The organism is Rhodococcus sp. BP-261 (genome assembly GCF_019835205.1).
GTDB lineage: Bacteria > Actinomycetota > Actinomycetes > Mycobacteriales > Mycobacteriaceae > Rhodococcoides > Rhodococcoides kyotonensis_B.
In genome coordinates, this window is sequence record NZ_JABUCO010000036.1 from 1 (window position 1) to 15,144 (window position 15,144).

The 15,144-nt window shown below is 63.5% G+C and carries 13 protein-coding genes; 8 read left to right on the forward strand and 5 right to left on the reverse strand.

Annotated features, from left to right (window positions below):
* Positions 1-573 precede the first annotated feature (573 nt).
* The 4 genes from HQ354_RS24045 to HQ354_RS24060 all read left to right on the forward strand — a co-directional run bounded on the left by HQ354_RS24045 (position 574) and on the right by HQ354_RS24060 (position 5,351).
* A complete protein-coding gene (locus HQ354_RS24045) occupies positions 574-1,212 on the forward strand; it encodes a TetR/AcrR family transcriptional regulator (protein WP_222635780.1) in 639 nt (212 codons plus the stop codon).
* 167 nt (positions 1,213-1,379) lie between these two features.
* Complete coding sequence (locus HQ354_RS24050; RefSeq protein WP_222635781.1) at positions 1,380-2,450, forward strand: phosphotransferase enzyme family protein; 1,071 nt, start codon at positions 1,380-1,382, stop codon at positions 2,448-2,450.
* Between the two features lie 8 nt (positions 2,451-2,458).
* Positions 2,459-3,766 carry an aspartate aminotransferase family protein gene (locus HQ354_RS24055; RefSeq protein WP_222635782.1) on the forward strand — a complete coding sequence of 436 codons (1,308 nt, stop codon included), beginning with the start codon at positions 2,459-2,461 and terminating at the stop codon, positions 3,764-3,766.
* A 154-nt stretch (positions 3,767-3,920) separates the two neighbouring features.
* Positions 3,921-5,351, forward strand: coding sequence for an aldehyde dehydrogenase family protein (locus tag HQ354_RS24060; protein ID WP_222635783.1), 1,431 nt, complete (start codon positions 3,921-3,923; stop codon positions 5,349-5,351).
* Between the two features lie 180 nt (positions 5,352-5,531).
* Here the strand turns inward: HQ354_RS24060 and HQ354_RS24065 are convergent, their stop codons facing one another.
* From HQ354_RS24065 to HQ354_RS24085, 5 genes are all read right to left on the reverse strand, one after another.
* Positions 5,532-6,179: an MBL fold metallo-hydrolase gene (locus tag HQ354_RS24065; protein ID WP_222635808.1), complete on the reverse strand. Its 648-nt coding sequence runs from the start codon at positions 6,177-6,179 to the stop codon at positions 5,532-5,534.
* A 2-nt stretch (positions 6,180-6,181) separates the two neighbouring features.
* Positions 6,182-7,267 carry an S-(hydroxymethyl)mycothiol dehydrogenase gene (locus tag HQ354_RS24070; protein ID WP_222635784.1) on the reverse strand — a complete coding sequence of 362 codons (1,086 nt, stop codon included), beginning with the start codon at positions 7,265-7,267 and terminating at the stop codon, positions 6,182-6,184.
* A 64-nt stretch (positions 7,268-7,331) separates the two neighbouring features.
* The gene (locus HQ354_RS24075; protein WP_222635785.1) at positions 7,332-8,285 is read right to left on the reverse strand and encodes a phosphotransferase; all 954 of its coding nucleotides are present in this window, start codon (positions 8,283-8,285) and stop codon (positions 7,332-7,334) included.
* A 10-nt stretch (positions 8,286-8,295) separates the two neighbouring features.
* Entirely contained in the window at positions 8,296-9,429 is a 1,134-nt protein-coding gene (solA, locus tag HQ354_RS24080) for an N-methyl-L-tryptophan oxidase (protein WP_222635786.1), read from the reverse strand.
* A 244-nt stretch (positions 9,430-9,673) separates the two neighbouring features.
* Positions 9,674-10,297 (reverse strand): TetR/AcrR family transcriptional regulator, encoded by a 624-nt coding sequence (locus HQ354_RS24085; RefSeq protein WP_222635787.1) that lies wholly within the window; start codon positions 10,295-10,297, stop codon positions 9,674-9,676.
* A 290-nt stretch (positions 10,298-10,587) separates the two neighbouring features.
* Here HQ354_RS24085 and HQ354_RS24090 point away from each other — a divergent pair, with 290 nt between their 5' ends.
* The 4 genes from HQ354_RS24090 (at position 10,588) to HQ354_RS24105 (ending at position 15,107) form a co-directional block, all read left to right on the forward strand.
* The gene (locus HQ354_RS24090; RefSeq protein ID WP_222635788.1) at positions 10,588-11,391 is read left to right on the forward strand and encodes an SDR family NAD(P)-dependent oxidoreductase; all 804 of its coding nucleotides are present in this window, start codon (positions 10,588-10,590) and stop codon (positions 11,389-11,391) included.
* Between the two features lie 326 nt (positions 11,392-11,717).
* A complete protein-coding gene (locus HQ354_RS24095) occupies positions 11,718-12,728 on the forward strand; it encodes a phosphotransferase enzyme family protein (protein ID WP_222635789.1) in 1,011 nt (336 codons plus the stop codon).
* The gene (locus HQ354_RS24100) at positions 12,725-13,450 is read left to right on the forward strand and encodes a histidine phosphatase family protein (RefSeq protein ID WP_222635790.1); all 726 of its coding nucleotides are present in this window, start codon (positions 12,725-12,727) and stop codon (positions 13,448-13,450) included. The genes HQ354_RS24095 and HQ354_RS24100 overlap by 4 nt, the downstream gene beginning before the upstream one ends.
* Positions 13,451-13,646: 196 nt before the next feature.
* A complete protein-coding gene (locus HQ354_RS24105) occupies positions 13,647-15,107 on the forward strand; it encodes an APC family permease (protein ID WP_222635791.1) in 1,461 nt (486 codons plus the stop codon).
* The last annotated feature ends 37 nt before the right edge of the window (positions 15,108-15,144 follow it).

Genomic DNA, 15,144 nt, shown 5'->3' on the forward strand with positions numbered 1-15,144 from the left:
TTCCGCTGACCGGCAAGGGATGCGTACAGCGCATCATCACCGACATGGCCGTCCTCGACGTCACCGAGGGCGGACTCCGGCTCGTCGAAACCGCACCCGGAATCACCGAGGAACAGGTCCGAGCCGCGACTGGAGCTTCAATCGAATCTCGCCCATTCCAGAAGTAGTCATCGGCTGGCAGACGGGCGCAGCCGCGTAACGTCCGCCTGTGGCTTCGAAGAGCGAGACTACGATTTGCCCGAGGTCATAACAGCAAGCGTGTCAACTGGCGCGGCAAGATCGCGACCGAGGACCTCGTCGCCGAGAAGAACTGGCGAACTCCTCCGAGCCTGTAACCAACTCAACGTGCCCTGCTCCGCAGGTGCGTTGACGCCGTCGAACCCCTGCGAACGAGCTGAACCCCACCTCGACAAGCAATACGGCACGCCGCCTCGGCTGTCAGGTTGCTGCCGGTCGCATATATCATCGCGGCGCGGGCCATCGGTGAACAAGCGGGTGGGCTGTTCGGGTCTGCATATTACGACGGCGTGCAGCCACTGAACGGGATGAGTCGATGCAACAGGGGAGAAATACATGGCAGCGAGCGCCGGGAAACAGGCTCCAAGGCTGACTCTGCGTGAACGCAACCGCCTCCGGACGCGGCGGGAACTGCTCGACGCTGCCTTGGAAGTCTTCGCCGAAGCTGGCTACGGATCGGCTTCTGTCGAAAATATCGCGGAGCGTGCAGGCGCGGCCAAGGGGACGCTCTACACCTACTTTCCCCAAGGGCGCGAACAGCTTTTCTGCGAGCTCTACGAGGAGGTCAACGACCAACTTATCGATAGGGCAAATGACGTGTACTCCTCCGAGGGCGATTTCGCGAGTCGAATTGTCGCCATGACAGAGGCTATTGCGGGCATCGCGGCGCAGCCCCGTTTGGGGCGCTTCTACGCCATCGACGACCCCGCTTTGGACCAAGCGCTCACTTTCGTCCGTGGCCATGCGTCGAGCGTGATCGCGCAATATATCGCTCACGACTATCAGGCAAGCGTGTCGGCTACACAGCAGGACACGCCTGCCGAGCATTCTCAGGTCGTAGCGGAACTTCTCACAGGCGCGATGCGGTCGGCACTGACGAGTGTCGCGCGCGGCAACCGCACCGCTGACGATGTGGCGAGGGCAATGCGCACGCTCGCTGAGGGTGTAGTGCCATTCGCAACCACTAAAAATTGACCTAATCGTTCAGTAATTGCACCTCTCGTCTTGACTCTGACGCTGGATGCAGCGATGCTGGTGATGTGCTCACCGACGTGAGCGTCGTCACCAGCATCCACCGGCAGACTGTTCTCCGGTAGAACCCTCCGCTGCGTGACGTGTCCACGCCAGAGGGAAGAGCCGCTGTGACCGATCAAACGACGAGTTCCACCAACAACCCCCCACGTTCGGAGCACGCTCGCACGATCGTCGAACGCGCACTCGATGCGTACGGACTCGCCGGTCACGATGTCACCCTGGTCAAGTACCGGGAGAATCACGTGTTTCGCCTTCACCGCGCGGCGGGGGACCTCGCAGTCCGTTTGCATCGAGCCTCGTACAACACCAACGATGCCATCGCGGCTGAACTCGACCTTCTGCAGGCGCTGGCAGGGGCCGGGTTCGATGTGCCCGCCGTGGTGCCCACGGTGGACGGCGACCTCTACACCACCGTGTCGGACGAAGGGATCGAACGGACGGTCAGTGTGCTGGGCTGGGTGAACGACGCAGCACCGATGGGAGATATCGAATCGGCGTTCGCGGGAACCTCCACGATGACCCCGGAGCAGTTTCATCGGGTCGGTGCACTGGCGGGCGAGCTGCACAATCATCTGAGTGCCCGCGATGCGTCCGGCGGTACATCGCGCCCGAGCTGGGATTTCGAGGGATTGGTCGGACGAGACGCCGTCTGGGGTGACCCGCTCGCCCTCGCCGAGCTCGACCCGGTCCGGCCTCTGATCGCCGATGCACTGAACGCTCTGTCCAAGCACCTGTCGGCGGTCGGTAAGACATGCGAGAACTACTCGCTCATTCACGCCGACTTCACACCCGAAAACGTGCTGGTGGCCGGCGACCGAGCAGTGTTGATCGACTTCGACGATGCCGGACACGGATGGCATGCATTCGAGATCGCGACACTGCTGTTCTGGTTTCAACCGCATCCTCGGTACGAGCAGTACACCGCGGCCGCACTTGCCGGCTATGCCTCGACCCGAGGCCACATCGACCGCACACTTCTGTCGGGCATGATCCTCGCCCGAGGATTGACCTACCTCGGCTGGGCCGCAGCACGCCGTGGTGATCCCACAGCGGATTTCATCGCCGGTTCCTTGGTGGACTTGGTCGCTCGCAACGCCGCACAGTACTTGGCTCTGCGCCCTCTCGTGCCCGAGCCCGCTGACACCCTCGCCCACCCATCCCTGTCCTGCCTACTCTGAGGTTTCCGATGACTGCACTGCATTCCGACACCACCGCACTCCCGGCATCCGGCGCATCCGATTTGATACGGCGGCGCTCCGCCGTGCTGGGCCCGCATACCCCGATGTTCTACGTCGACGACCCGCTGCAGATCGTCTCGGCCACCGGAGTACGGGTCACCGGGTCGGACGGGCGGGTCTACCTCGACGCCTACAACAACGTCCCCCACGTCGGACATTGCCACCCCGCTGTCGTGGAGGCCATCACCCACGCACTCTCGACGGTCAACGTCCACAGCCGGTATCTCACCGATACCCCCATCGCGTACGCCGAAGCATTGCTCTCCCGATTCCCGCACTCGCTGGACCGAATGTTCTTCACCAACAGCGGGTCCGAGGCTAACGACCTCGCTCTGAGAATGGCGCATTTTCACACAGGCCACTCTGGGATCCTGATCAGCGATCACAGCTATCACGGCAACACCCAGGCCATGTCTGCCGTCACCACCGGCCTTCCAGTGTCGGGTCCGCTCGGCGCTCACGTACGCACGTTCACTGCACCCGACACACGCGGAGCGACGCTCTCGCTCGCCGACGCTCTGGCCCAGATCGACGCTGCCATCGCCGATCTCGAACAGTCCGGGCACGGCCTGTCGGCTGTGTTGTTCGATCCACTCTTCTCCACCGAGGGGTTGCCCGACCTTCCGGAGGGATACATCGACGGACTGTGCGCACGCGTCCACAAGGCCGGCGGAGTGGTCATCTGCGACGAGGTGCAAAGTGGTTTCGGGCGCACCGCCGACCACATGTGGGGCTTCCAGTGCGCCGGCTTCTTGCCCGACATGGTCGTCCTCGGCAAGCCGATGGGTAACGGCTTCCCGCTCGGCGGGGTCATCGCACCCGCCGACATCGTCGAGCCCTTCTCCGCCGGAAACACCTACTTCAACACCTTCGCCACCACCCCAGCCGCTGCAGCCGCCGGACATGCGGTGCTGACCGTGATGGACCGCGAAGGCTTGCTCGAGCGGGCGCAGGCGGCATCGGTGCTGTTCGAGAAGGGCTTTCACGAGCTGGTCGACGGCGACGACCGACTCACGGGGGTACGCGGAACCGGAATGTTCATGGGCATGCAATTCGTCGACGCGGAGACCGGTGAACCTGACGGGCCCACCGCCAAAGCCGTCGTCGATGCCATGCGCGTCAACGGCGTTCTCATCGGACGAATCGGTCGGCATGACGAGGTCCTGAAAATTCGTCCGCCGCTGGCGTTCGGCGTCGACGACGTACCGATCGCCCTCGACGCATTCGCCACCTCCCTTCAGCAGATTCGCCGCTGACCCTGTCGAACTCTCTACATGACCCCCTAGGACAGGCCGCAGCGAGGCGAAACCCTTACGGCAGAATATTTCTCGCAAAATTTGAACGATACGTCTAGATATTGGCCTATCCGTATGTTTTGATGACGTGAGTCACATTCGAAAGGGAACCACCATGACCATCACCACAGACATCGACACACTCTCGGTGCAGCAGCTGCTCGACGCCATCCAGCCCTCCACCGGAGGACGGGAGATTCTCGACCCCGCCACCGGTGCCGTTGTGGGTCGAGCTCCCGAACAGTCGACCGTCGACCTCGAGGACGCCGTCGCACGAGCGCGCGCTGCCCAGACTGCCTGGGCTGCAACGAGTCACAGCGACCGCAGCGAATACCTGTTGCGTGCCGCCGACGCCGTCGAAGCCAATGCCGAAGCGCTCGCCGAGCTGCTCTCACGCGAGCAAGGCAAACCCCTCAATGGGCCGAACGCGCGATTCGAGGTCGGCGCGTGCGCCTCTTGGCTGCGCGCCACAGCGAGCTTCGAGCTGCAGCCCGAGAAGGTCGTGGACGACGGCGAGGGACACGCAGAGCTGCACTACCGCCCACTCGGCGTCGTCGGTGCGATCGGCCCGTGGAACTGGCCGATGATGATCAGCGTCTGGCAGTTGGCACCCGCATTGCGCATGGGCAACACCGTGGTGATGAAGCCGTCGGAATACACCCCGCTGTCGGTGCTCGCTCTGGTCCACGTCATCAACAGCCAGCTGCCCGCAGGGGTGTTGCACGTGGTGGCGGGTGGCCGCGACATCGGCGAGGCGCTGTCCTCCCACACCGACATCGACAAGCTCATGTTCACCGGCTCCACGGCGACCGGCAAGGCGATCATTCGGTCGTCGGCCGACACCGTCAAGCGTCTGACCCTCGAGCTCGGCGGCAACGATGCCGGCATCGTGCTTCCTGACGTCGACGCCAAAGCTGTTGCGCAGGATCTTTTCTGGGGTGCATTCATCAACACCGGACAGACCTGTGCCGCACTCAAGCGCTTGTACGTCCACGACGATGTCTACACCGAAGTGTGCGATGCCCTGGTCGAAGTAGCGACGGTGATGCCGATGGGCGTTGGACTGGACGAGAACAACGTCCTCGGGCCGCTGCAGAACAAGGCACAGTTCGACATCGTGGCTACTCTGGTCGACGCCGCGAAGGCGTCCGGAGCCCGCGTTCTCACCGGCGGCAATCCTGAGGCAGGCCAGGCCGGCTACTTCTACCCCACCACGCTCGTCGCCGATATCGGCAACGACAACGACCTGGTCACCCAGGAGCAGTTCGGGCCCGCTCTGCCGATCATCCGCTACTCCACGGTCGACGAGGCCGTCGAGATGGCCAATGCGCTCGATGTCGGTCTCGGCGCATCGGTATGGTCGTCGAACATCGATCAGGCCCGCGAGGTGGCAGCACGGATCGAGGCCGGGACTGTGTGGATCAACAAGCACGGCGCCGTCGATCCCCGAGTGCCGTTCGGTGGCGCGAAGCAGTCCGGCTACGGCCTCGAGTTCGGTGTCGAAGGACTCAAGCAGTTGGGCGCACCTCAGATCATCAGTTACTGATCGACCCCCGAACCGGCGATGCCCGGCACGTTCGCTCTACCGAACGTGCCGGGCATCGCACTGCAGCTTGCGCGGAATAGACTGAGTGACAGGACTTGTCGAGTGGACCGACACGACTGTGGCGGGCCTCCCCTCGGGGTGGCCCGCCACAGCAGTTTGTCGAATGTGTACGGATGCGTGTCAGTTACCGCGAGCGATCCACTCGGCAAGGTGCGGTGATTCGGTGCCGATGGTTGTGCCATCACCATGCCCGGTCAGGACGGTGGTCTCCTCGGGAAGAGCGAAGAGCCGGTCGCGAATCGAACCGATGATGGTGGGAAAGTCGGAGTACGACCTCCCAGTGGCTCCGGGGCCTCCGGAGAAGAGGGTATCTCCGGAGAACAGGACACCGACCTCGGGCAGATAGAGGCACACCGAGCCCGGGGAGTGGCCGGGTGTGTGAATGACCTCGATGTCGGTGCCTGCCACGGCGATCCGCTGACTGTCGTCGAGAGTCCAATGGGTGACGTCGGGGTGCGTCTGCTTCCACAGAACGTCGTCGCCGGGGTGCAGCAGAATTGGCGCGTGGAGCTCGTGTCCTAGTTCGGGAGCGACGGTGACGTGGTCGTTGTGACCGTGGGTGCACAGGACGGCGTTGACGTGGCGTCCGGCGACGGCCTCGATGATCGGCGCGGCGGTGTGGGCGGCGTCGATGACGACGACGTCGGTGTCGTCACCGATGAGATAGATGTTGTTCTCCACCTCCCAGGTTCCGCCGTCGAGAGCGAACACCCCCGAGGTGACGACCCGCTCGATCCGCACGCCGCCTGCGTTGACGAGTGTTTCCACGCTCACAGGACCACGACCGATCGAAGGACCTCGCCGGCGTGCATGCGGTCGAAGGCTTTTTCGACGTCGCCGAGGTCGATGCGTTCGGTGACGAATTTCTCCAGCGGGAGACGGCCCTGCATATACAGGTCCACCAGGGTCGGGAAGTCGCGTTCGGGTAGGCAGTCGCCGTACCACGAGGACTTGAGCGTTCCGCCGTGGGAGAAGAAGTCCAGCAGCGGCATCTCGACCCGCATGTTCGGGGTGGGGACACCGACGAGGACGACGGTACCGGCGAGATCGCGACTGTAGAACGCTTGCTTCCAAGTCTCCGGACGTCCGACGGCGTCGACGACGACGTCGGCACCGTGACCACCGGTGAGATCCTTGACAGCGTCGATCGGGGCGGTGTGGGAGGCGTTGACGGTGTGGGTGGCACCGAGTTCCTTCGCCCAAGCGAGCTTGGTGTCGTCGCGGTCGACAGCGATGATGATCGACGCTCCGGCCAGGGCTGCTCCGGCGATGGCGGCGTTGCCCACTCCGCCGCAACCGATCACCGCGACGGAGTCTCCGCGAGAGATGTTGCCGGTATTGACCGCTGCTCCGAGCCCTGCCATCACGCCGCAGCCGAGGAGCCCGACGACGGCGGGGTCAGCGGTCGGGTCGACCTTGGTGCATTGTCCTTCGTGGACGAGGGTCTTGTCGGCGAACGAGCCGATCCCGAGGGCGGGGGTCAGTTCGGTGCCGTCGGTGAGGGTCATCTTCGTCGAGGCGTTGTGGGTGTCGAAGCAGTACCAGGGTCGGCCGCGCTTACAGGCGCGGCACTCTCCGCACACCGCGCGCCAGTTCAGGACGACGAAGTCGCCGACGGAAACGTGGGTGACTCCGTCGCCGATCGTCTCGACGATCCCTGCGGCTTCGTGGCCGAGTAGGAACGGGAATTCGTCGTTGATGCCGCCGTCGCGGTAGGTCAGGTCGGTGTGGCAGACCCCGCATGCCTGAATTTTGACGATGACGTCGTGGGGGCCTGGGTCGGGGATGACGATGTCGACGAGTTCGACTTCGGCATCCTTGGATCGGGCGATGATGCCGCGGACAGTTTCAGGCATGGGCTTCTTTCTGCAGTAGGAGCCGAGCATTCTCGGGCGGGATTCTGTTGCGGCGGTGAGGCCGTCACCGTGTTGCGGCGCGCATCAACGCACCGAAGTCCGGAGCATTCAAGGTCTGGTGCAGTCGACGCAGGCTGTCATCGAGCTCACCGCGATAGTCGTAATCGTCGTTTGTGTCACCCATCGTCATCGCGACGCTCCACAGGGCGAGAGTGGCCCAGTTGCACGCCACAGCGAACAGGCGGGTACGCGCGATGAGGTGAGGGTTGTTCTCGCCGAAGTAGTGTTCGCAGAACGTTCCGACGGTGTCGTGATCCATCTCGAAGTACGCCGCTGCGAAACCGAGGTCGTAGCAACGGTCGCCGTTGCCCGAGAGGTCGTAGTCGATCAGCCGAAGCTCGCGCGTTTCGGTCTCGAGCACGTTGGGGCCGTACAGGTCGTTGTGGCAGGGTACGAACTCGTTGACACGCAGATCGAGTGCGGTCTCCACACGATGCACCTGGTGGCACAGGTCGTCGACATCGTCGGGAAGCTCTGCTCCGCGTTGCCGCGCGGAGGCGAACATCTTTCGGGCTTCGGCGAACGCGTTGTAGTCGTTGTTGAACCGAATCGGCGAGTCATGCAACGCTTTTGCCGAAGCTGCGAGGCGCGGCACCCACAGGTCCCCGGTGGGATCGAGCGGGGTGCACCCGGGCAGGTAGTCGATGGCGAGCGCGAGCGGATCGGTCACCACCGACACCACCGGCGCTCCGATTCCGAGTTGTCCGGCGAGGACGGTATTCTGCATGACCACTGCGGATGGTGGGATGACTCCGACGCCTTCCCACATCGTGTTCCACAGTTTGACCACCAGTCGGCGTTCGTCGACGGTGACGAGGAAGTTCTTGTGCGCACCGCCGCCGGTCAGCCAGGCGATGGTGGCCCGGCCTGCATCGAGGCCGGGGATCTGCGCCAACACCCGGCGCACCTGTTCCTCGTGGTGGCCGAGCTCGTCGGTGGAACCGCTGGTGCTCGACATCGCTGAGCCCCTAGGCCCGAGTCGATGCGATCTCGTACCGTCCGAGATCGAATCGGGCGAGTTCGGCGTGGTCGATGCCTTCGGTCATGTCGGCGAGGATGCTGCCGATGACCGGGGCGTAGCGGAATCCTCGGCCGTTGCAGCCGGCACCGAGAACGACGCGCTCGTGGGCCGGGTGGCGACCGATCAGCCAGTGGCCGTCTTCGGACTCGGTCCACATGCACACCGTCGTTGCCACCGGGGCGCCGGTGATCTCGGGGAGACGGGAGCGCACGAAGGACAGCACTGTGTCGAGGTCGGCCTGGGTGACATCCTGCGAGAGGGAGTCGGGGTCGATGACGTTGCCCTTGCCGGGGACGCTGACCTTGAACGTGCCGTCGGGTTCGGGACATCCGTACGACGGTGCCGAATCATCGCCGACCGGTGCGGCCACGTACAGCGACGGCAATCGGGGTGCGGCGGGATCGATCGCGAAATTCGCCAGAACCTGGCGCTCGACACGGGTGGGGAAGTCCAGCCCCAGTACGGAATTGGAGAAGGCTCCGACGGTGACGACGAGGCGGCCCGCCTCGTATCGGCCCGCCGCGGTCGTCACGACGACGCCGTGATCGTCGGCGGTCCAGTCCAGCACCTTCTCGCCGTACTTGACCTGTACGCCGGCCTCGCGGCCGAGTTGCTGCATCGCGTGGATCGAGGGCTGTACCTGCGAGACGGCGGCGTTGGGCTCCCAGACCGCCAACTCGCCGTCGGCGATCCGAACACGCGGGAAGCGGGCACGAGCGTCGTCACCGGTGAAGATCTCGTGTTCGAAGGGGGAGGCCTCGAGGTTTCTGAGCGTGTTGTCGAACCACTTCGAGCCGGGGGTGCCGACGAAGACGTTGCCGGTCGTCTTCATCACTTCGATGCCCGTACGGTCTGCGATCGTTTCCCAGGCAGCGAACGCCTTCCTGGTCAGCTCGACGTATTCCGGTCCGGTGCTGTTGGACTGGCGTGCGAGCCTGGTTGCGCCCGCGTGAGATCCGTGTGTGTGCGGGGGAGTGAACGCATCGATCGCGAGGACCTTGTGCCCGCGCTCGGCGAGCTGCCAGGCGGTGGAGCTGCCCCATGTTCCTGCTCCGATGATGATTACGTCAAAGCGCGACAACGCCGCCACTCTCCTTCTGTCGAGGTATTGCTGTGGAGTTGGCTCGGACGAGCCGACGAGCAGTGTTCGCGGTCTGCTCTACGTGCGTCGCGATGCGCGCGTGATGCGTAGGGCAGGACCACCGAGGACATCGAGTGAGCTCGCTCACTCATAGTGCTTAGTTTAGGTCCACGTCGACAATTGTCAAGACGGAGAGACTTATATCTGAACTAACCGTACAAAATATTGGTTGAGGAGGTGCCGGTCAGACGACGGTGTGTCGATGTGACAGTCCGCGGACCAGCGCGTCGAGCCCGGCCAATAGATCGTGAGCGGTCGCACGTTTGCGCGCAATATCGGTCAGAGCCCAGCGCATGGCACCGACGATGAGGGTGGCCAGGGCGTCCGGGTTGTCGGTACCGACCTCTCCTCGAGCGGCTGCAAGAGTGAGATCCTCGGATATCAAGCCGATCCACACGCTCGAGGCATGCCCACGGACCGGGTTCACCGCCTGATCGAGGGCAGGGTCGTCGATCGAATAGAACCTGCCCTGCAGAGTGCGCTCGGCGACGTCGAACAGGGCTCGGGCCAAGGCCTGAATGTGGTCTGCGAAATCGCCGGGCTCGCTATAGACGACGGCGGCGCGTTCGAGGAGCTCGGTGTTGATCTGTTCGTAGAGCTCGCGGAAGAGTTCTTCTCGCCCTTGGGGAAAGTAGGTGTAGACCGTCACCTTCGACGCTCCCGCCAAGGCGGCGATGGCTTCGACAGTGGCGCCGCCGTACCCGACCTCGGCGAAGACTTCGAGTGCTGATTGCAGCAGTTCCTGCCGCGTGCGGATCTTGTTTCGCTCGCGTAGCGAAAGTGTGCCCGCCGCTGAACCTTTCGCCATTCGTACTCCTGGGTCCGTGTCGTGGTCGCGCCGATCGAATGACCGGAAGTGTACTGACCGTTCAGTTCGTAGCCGAGTATTTCAGTTTTCACCGTATCTGTTCGTAAACAGAGCTATGTGCGCAGAAGGACGAGTTCTGTGCGCACATTTCCATGGCGCAGGTCACACGCCCGCTGCATAGTGGGTCCACTACTTGCCGCACCGAATTGTCGACGCGGCTCCGGCCAAATACCCGGCACGCTCGTTCATTTGATGCGACTTCGGGCACAACCGACACAAAAGGAACAGCAATGAAGCTCGACGGAAAAACCGCCCTGGTCACCGGCGGGGGAACCGGCATCGGTGCCGCAATAGCTCAACGATTGGCCGGCGATGGTGCCGCAGTATGCCTGGTCGGCCGCCGCGACAGCCCGCTCGAAGAAGTCCGCGCATCGATGCCGGATGGGCTCGTCGGTGTCTGTGTAGCCGATGTGTCGATATCGGCGGACGTGGACCGCGCGGTCGCAGCCGCAGTCGAACTCGGCGGCGGGCGGCTCGACATCGTGGTCAACAACGCGGGCATCGGCCCCTTCGGATCGATCGAGGACTGCGATCTGGGTGATTGGAACGACGCTCTGGCCGTCAACTTGACCGGCCCGATGCTGGTCAGCCGTGCCGCGATCCCGCACCTGCGCCGCAGCGGTGGAGGATCGGTGATCAATATTTCTTCGGTTGCAGGACGCAGACCCTTCCCGGGACTAGCCGCCTACAGCGTGTCCAAGGCAGGCCTGATCATGCTCACCCAGCAGGCGGCCGTGGACTACGGACCCGACGGCATCCGGTTCAACGCCGTCTGCCCCGGGTGGGTCAGGACGCCGATGAGCGAGAGTGAAATGGCCACCGTCATCGACATTCATGGGGGCACCCTCGACAGCGCCCTGGCTCGCGTCAGTCGTGACACCCCACTCCAGCGTGTCGCCGATCCCTCTGAAATCGCCGGCATCGTCGCCTTTCTTGCGTCCGACGATGCGTCCTTCGTGTCCGGGGACGTCCTGGCCGCGGACGGCGGATCCACTCTGCTCGATGTGTCGACGCTGGCGTTTCGCGACCAATAGAGCGAAGGACCCGCCGCCTACCTGCTCGGGCAACGCTCAGCAGTCGACTACCCGCCAGCTTGGATGATCCGCGTTGTTTCGGCAATGTAAAGATTGAACGAGCCATACAAAAATATTGCGCACCGTCTTGCTTCTGTGAGATGTGCGACATATGTTCGGTGAAGTTCTCCACTCCGGCCCGCTCGATTCAGCGCATCGAACTGCCGTTACGGTCCTGCGCGACGTCGACCCGGTCCGGATACCCGACCTGCTCTCCAGCTCGGCGCCGATAACTCCACGCGCGCCGTCAGCGCCCTTTCCGAACACACCGAACAGGAATCCCGACCATGCCCGAAGCCTCACCCGTTAGCGCATCCGACACTCTCAAGCATGCAGAAGCCGTTCTCGCACTAGCGCTTCCACGCTTCGGGCTTCCGGCGGACCTGATACCCGAGCAGCTCCCGGTGTCGGAAAACGTTTCCTACCGCATTCGGCCCGAAGGCGCACCTCCCGTGGTGGCCCGCATCAGTCGGCCCGGTGGGCACAACCTACGTGTCCGCGAATCCGAACTCGCCTGGCTCGCCAGCCTTGGGCAGACCTCGGAATCGTTGGTTCCTGCAGTGCACCTGTCGACGGACAGCAAGACGGTCATCACCGTCTGCCCGCCGGGATCCGACTTGGAATACCACGTCAGTCTCTTCGAATGTGTGAGCGGTGAACATCCGGACGAGGACGACTTCACCACGGTCATGCCCAGACTCGGGAGCATCACCGCACACTTGCACGAGCACTCGACGCAATGGACGCGTCCGCAATGGTTCAGCCGCCCCGACTGGGATTTCGACGCCGCGTTCGGTCCCGCGGCGCGCTGGGGAGACTGGCGCGCGGGGGTCGTCGACATCGACCAGATCGAACAGCTCGCCCGAGTGGAATCGTTCGTTCGCGACCGGTTGCACTCCTACGGGTCCGGACCCGACCGGTATGGACTCATCCACGCGGATCTGCGTGCAGCGAACCTGCTGGTCGACGGCGATCGCTGTCGTCTGATCGACTTCGACGACTGCGGACCCGGCTGGTTCATGTACGACCTGGCAACGGCGCTGACTTTCGCCGAAGACCACCCCCAAGCACCGGAATTCATCGATTCCTGGCTGCAGGGTTATCGCTCCGTGCGCGAACTACCTCGCGAGCACGAACGCGAAGTCGACACCTTTCTGCTGATGCGACGCATGCTCACCATTGCATTCCTGGGTAACAACCCCGATGTCGCGGTCAGTCGCGAGATGCTCCCAGGGCTAGCTCAGCGGACGTGCGACTGGTCCGACGCCTTGCTGACCCGACACGCGGCGAGCCTGTGATCCACCGCGACCTCCAGGCTCCGTTCACCTTGCCTGCGGGAGCCAAGGAGATCATTCTCGTCCGACATGGATCCTCCAGTGCCACAACCGATGGAGTCTTCCTCGACGGGCATGCGGATCCTCACCTCTCGTCCCTCGGCATCACCCAGGCCGCCGCCGTGGCGCACCGGCTGCGCACCCTCGATCCCACCCGCACTGCCTTGTTCGTCACCTCGTTGCGTCGCACGGCGCAGACCGCCGAGCCTGCCGCCGCGGCCCTCGGCATCACGCCGACGGTCATCGCCGAACTGCGCGAAGTCTGCCTCGGCGACTACGAGGGAAGCGAATTCGAGGAACGTCGCCGCGCTAAAGATCCGCTGCTTGCGCAAGTCTTCGCTGAAGAGCGATGGGACCTGATCCGTGGCGCGGAAGGCACCGACGCATTCCGCGCCCGCGTTCGCTGCGGACTCGATACGATCGTCGACACCGTCCCCGTGGGGACGACCGCAGTGGCCTTCGTTCACGGCGGAGTCGTCGCCGAGATCTGCCGATCCATCACCCGCAGTAGCCCCTTTGCCTTCGTCGACGTCGAGAACGGCTCCCTCACTCGCATCGTTCACCACGCCGATCACACATTCCGCCTGCGTACGTTCAACGACACCTCCCACCTCGCCGCCGCCGACAAGACTGCACAACAGTCGCAGCCATCGCACCCACGGGCCACCGCTACCAACGCACCCTGAAAATTGAACGATTAGTTCAAAAGGTAATCGGTAATGCTTGACAATGACTTGCTGACGCATAAAATAACGGGGCGTTCAGTGATCTGAATCACACTTCTCGTTCGACGGTGGTAGCCGCCCGCACGGCCCACCCAGCCGGTGCCCGTACCCGCCGTCCGACGCTCACGCTCGACTTCACTCAACCTCGGAGTCCCCAATGTCCACCACCCAGCCGTCCACCTCCAGTAACTCTGACGATCCCGCCTCCGGAGCCATCACCAACGAACGCGGCGGATTGCGTCCTGGCCGCCTCGGCGTCATCGCGATCATCTTCTTCGTCGTCGCAGCCGTCGCCCCCATGGCCGCCGTCGTCGGTGCGTCGCCGGTCGTCTTCTCCGCAAGCGGCTCCAGCGCACCCATGGTCTATCTGCTGGCAGCACTGCTGTTCGTTCTGTTCGCGGCAGGTTACGTGGCCATGAGCCGGCACATCGCCAACGCCGGCGGATTCGTCGCCTACATCGCCCGAGGACTCGGAGCCCGGGTTGCCACCGCGGGTGCAGGCTTGGCGATCCTGTTCTACGGCACCCTGCAAGCATCACTGTGGGCTCTGTTCTCCGTTTTCGCTCACGACACTATTGCCAGCAAACTCGGCATAGACATTCCCCGCGCACTGATCATGTTCTTCGTCCTGGTAGCCGTGACAGGACTGACCATGCTTGGCATCGACCTGAGCTTGAAGGTGCTCGGTGTCCTCGTCGCGCTCGAAATTGTCGTATTCGTCATCCTCGATGTCACCATCATCGCAGGCGGCGGCGCAGCGGGAAATTCTCTGACTGCCTTCGATCCATCCGCACTCGCCGGTCCTGGGCTGGGCGTGGCATTCCTTTTCGCGTTCGCCTGCTTCACCGGGTTCGAGGCAACAGTGGTGTTCTCCGAAGAGGCCAAGAACCCCCGCCGGACCATCCCGCGGGCAATCTACGGATCCATCGCCTTCATCGGCCTGTTCTATGCGGTCACCACGTGGGCCCTGGGGAATTCGGTCGGTAACGACACCGTCCAGGCAGCAGCGGCCGAAGACCCCGCAGGTTTCGTCTTCGCCGTAGCCCAGCAAGAAGTCGGCACCTGGCTCGCCACGACACTCGAAATCCTCGTCGTCACCAGTTTCATCGCCATGCTCATCGGCTTCCAGAACATGTTCGCCCGCTATCTCTTCGCCCTAGGGCGTGCAGGAGTCCTTCCACACAGGCTCGGCACTGCAACCTCGACGTCCGGCACCCCGCGCATCGCGGCCGCGGTGGTTGGCATCGTGGTCGGCATGGTCTTGATCGGGTTCGAGCTGGCGAGCGCAGATGCGTACACGGTCACCTACAGCTGGCTGCTCGCGCTGGGCACCACCGCCCTCATCGTCATCCTGATCATGACCTCGATCTCAATCTTTGCCTTCTTCGCCCGCACCAAGCTGGAAACCAATCCTTGGACCACCAAGGTAAGTCCAGTCTTGGCCGTCATCGGATTCGGATACGTTGCCTACCTCGCAGTCAGCAACTACGACGTGCTACTCGGAGGCCAAGGCGGTGTTGCGCAGTGGCTCCTCCTGCTGATCCCGATCTTCGCGATCGCCGGGTTCCTCTGGGCCACGATTCGGCCCGGAATCAACTACGAAGCCGAACTCGTCTGATCACCAATCTCCGCGTGCAGCGCCTTCGACCTGAACG

Bases quoted from the DNA above. Each gene is read 5' to 3' on its own strand.
- HQ354_RS24045 (WP_222635780.1), top strand. From the start codon at position 574: ATGGCAGCGAGCGCCGGGAAACAGGCTCCAAGGCTGACTCTGCGTGAA.
- HQ354_RS24055 (WP_222635782.1), top strand. From the start codon at position 2,459: ATGACTGCACTGCATTCCGACACCACCGCACTCCCGGCATCCGGCGCA.
- HQ354_RS24060 (WP_222635783.1), top strand. From the start codon at position 3,921: ATGACCATCACCACAGACATCGACACACTCTCGGTGCAGCAGCTGCTC.
- HQ354_RS24070 (WP_222635784.1), bottom strand. From the start codon at position 7,267: ATGCCTGAAACTGTCCGCGGCATCATCGCCCGATCCAAGGATGCCGAA.
- HQ354_RS24075 (WP_222635785.1), bottom strand. From the start codon at position 8,285: ATGTCGAGCACCAGCGGTTCCACCGACGAGCTCGGCCACCACGAGGAA.
- HQ354_RS24085 (WP_222635787.1), bottom strand. From the start codon at position 10,297: ATGGCGAAAGGTTCAGCGGCGGGCACACTTTCGCTACGCGAGCGAAAC.
- HQ354_RS24090 (WP_222635788.1), top strand. From the start codon at position 10,588: ATGAAGCTCGACGGAAAAACCGCCCTGGTCACCGGCGGGGGAACCGGC.
- HQ354_RS24095 (WP_222635789.1), top strand. From the start codon at position 11,718: ATGCCCGAAGCCTCACCCGTTAGCGCATCCGACACTCTCAAGCATGCA.
- HQ354_RS24105 (WP_222635791.1), top strand. From the start codon at position 13,647: ATGTCCACCACCCAGCCGTCCACCTCCAGTAACTCTGACGATCCCGCC.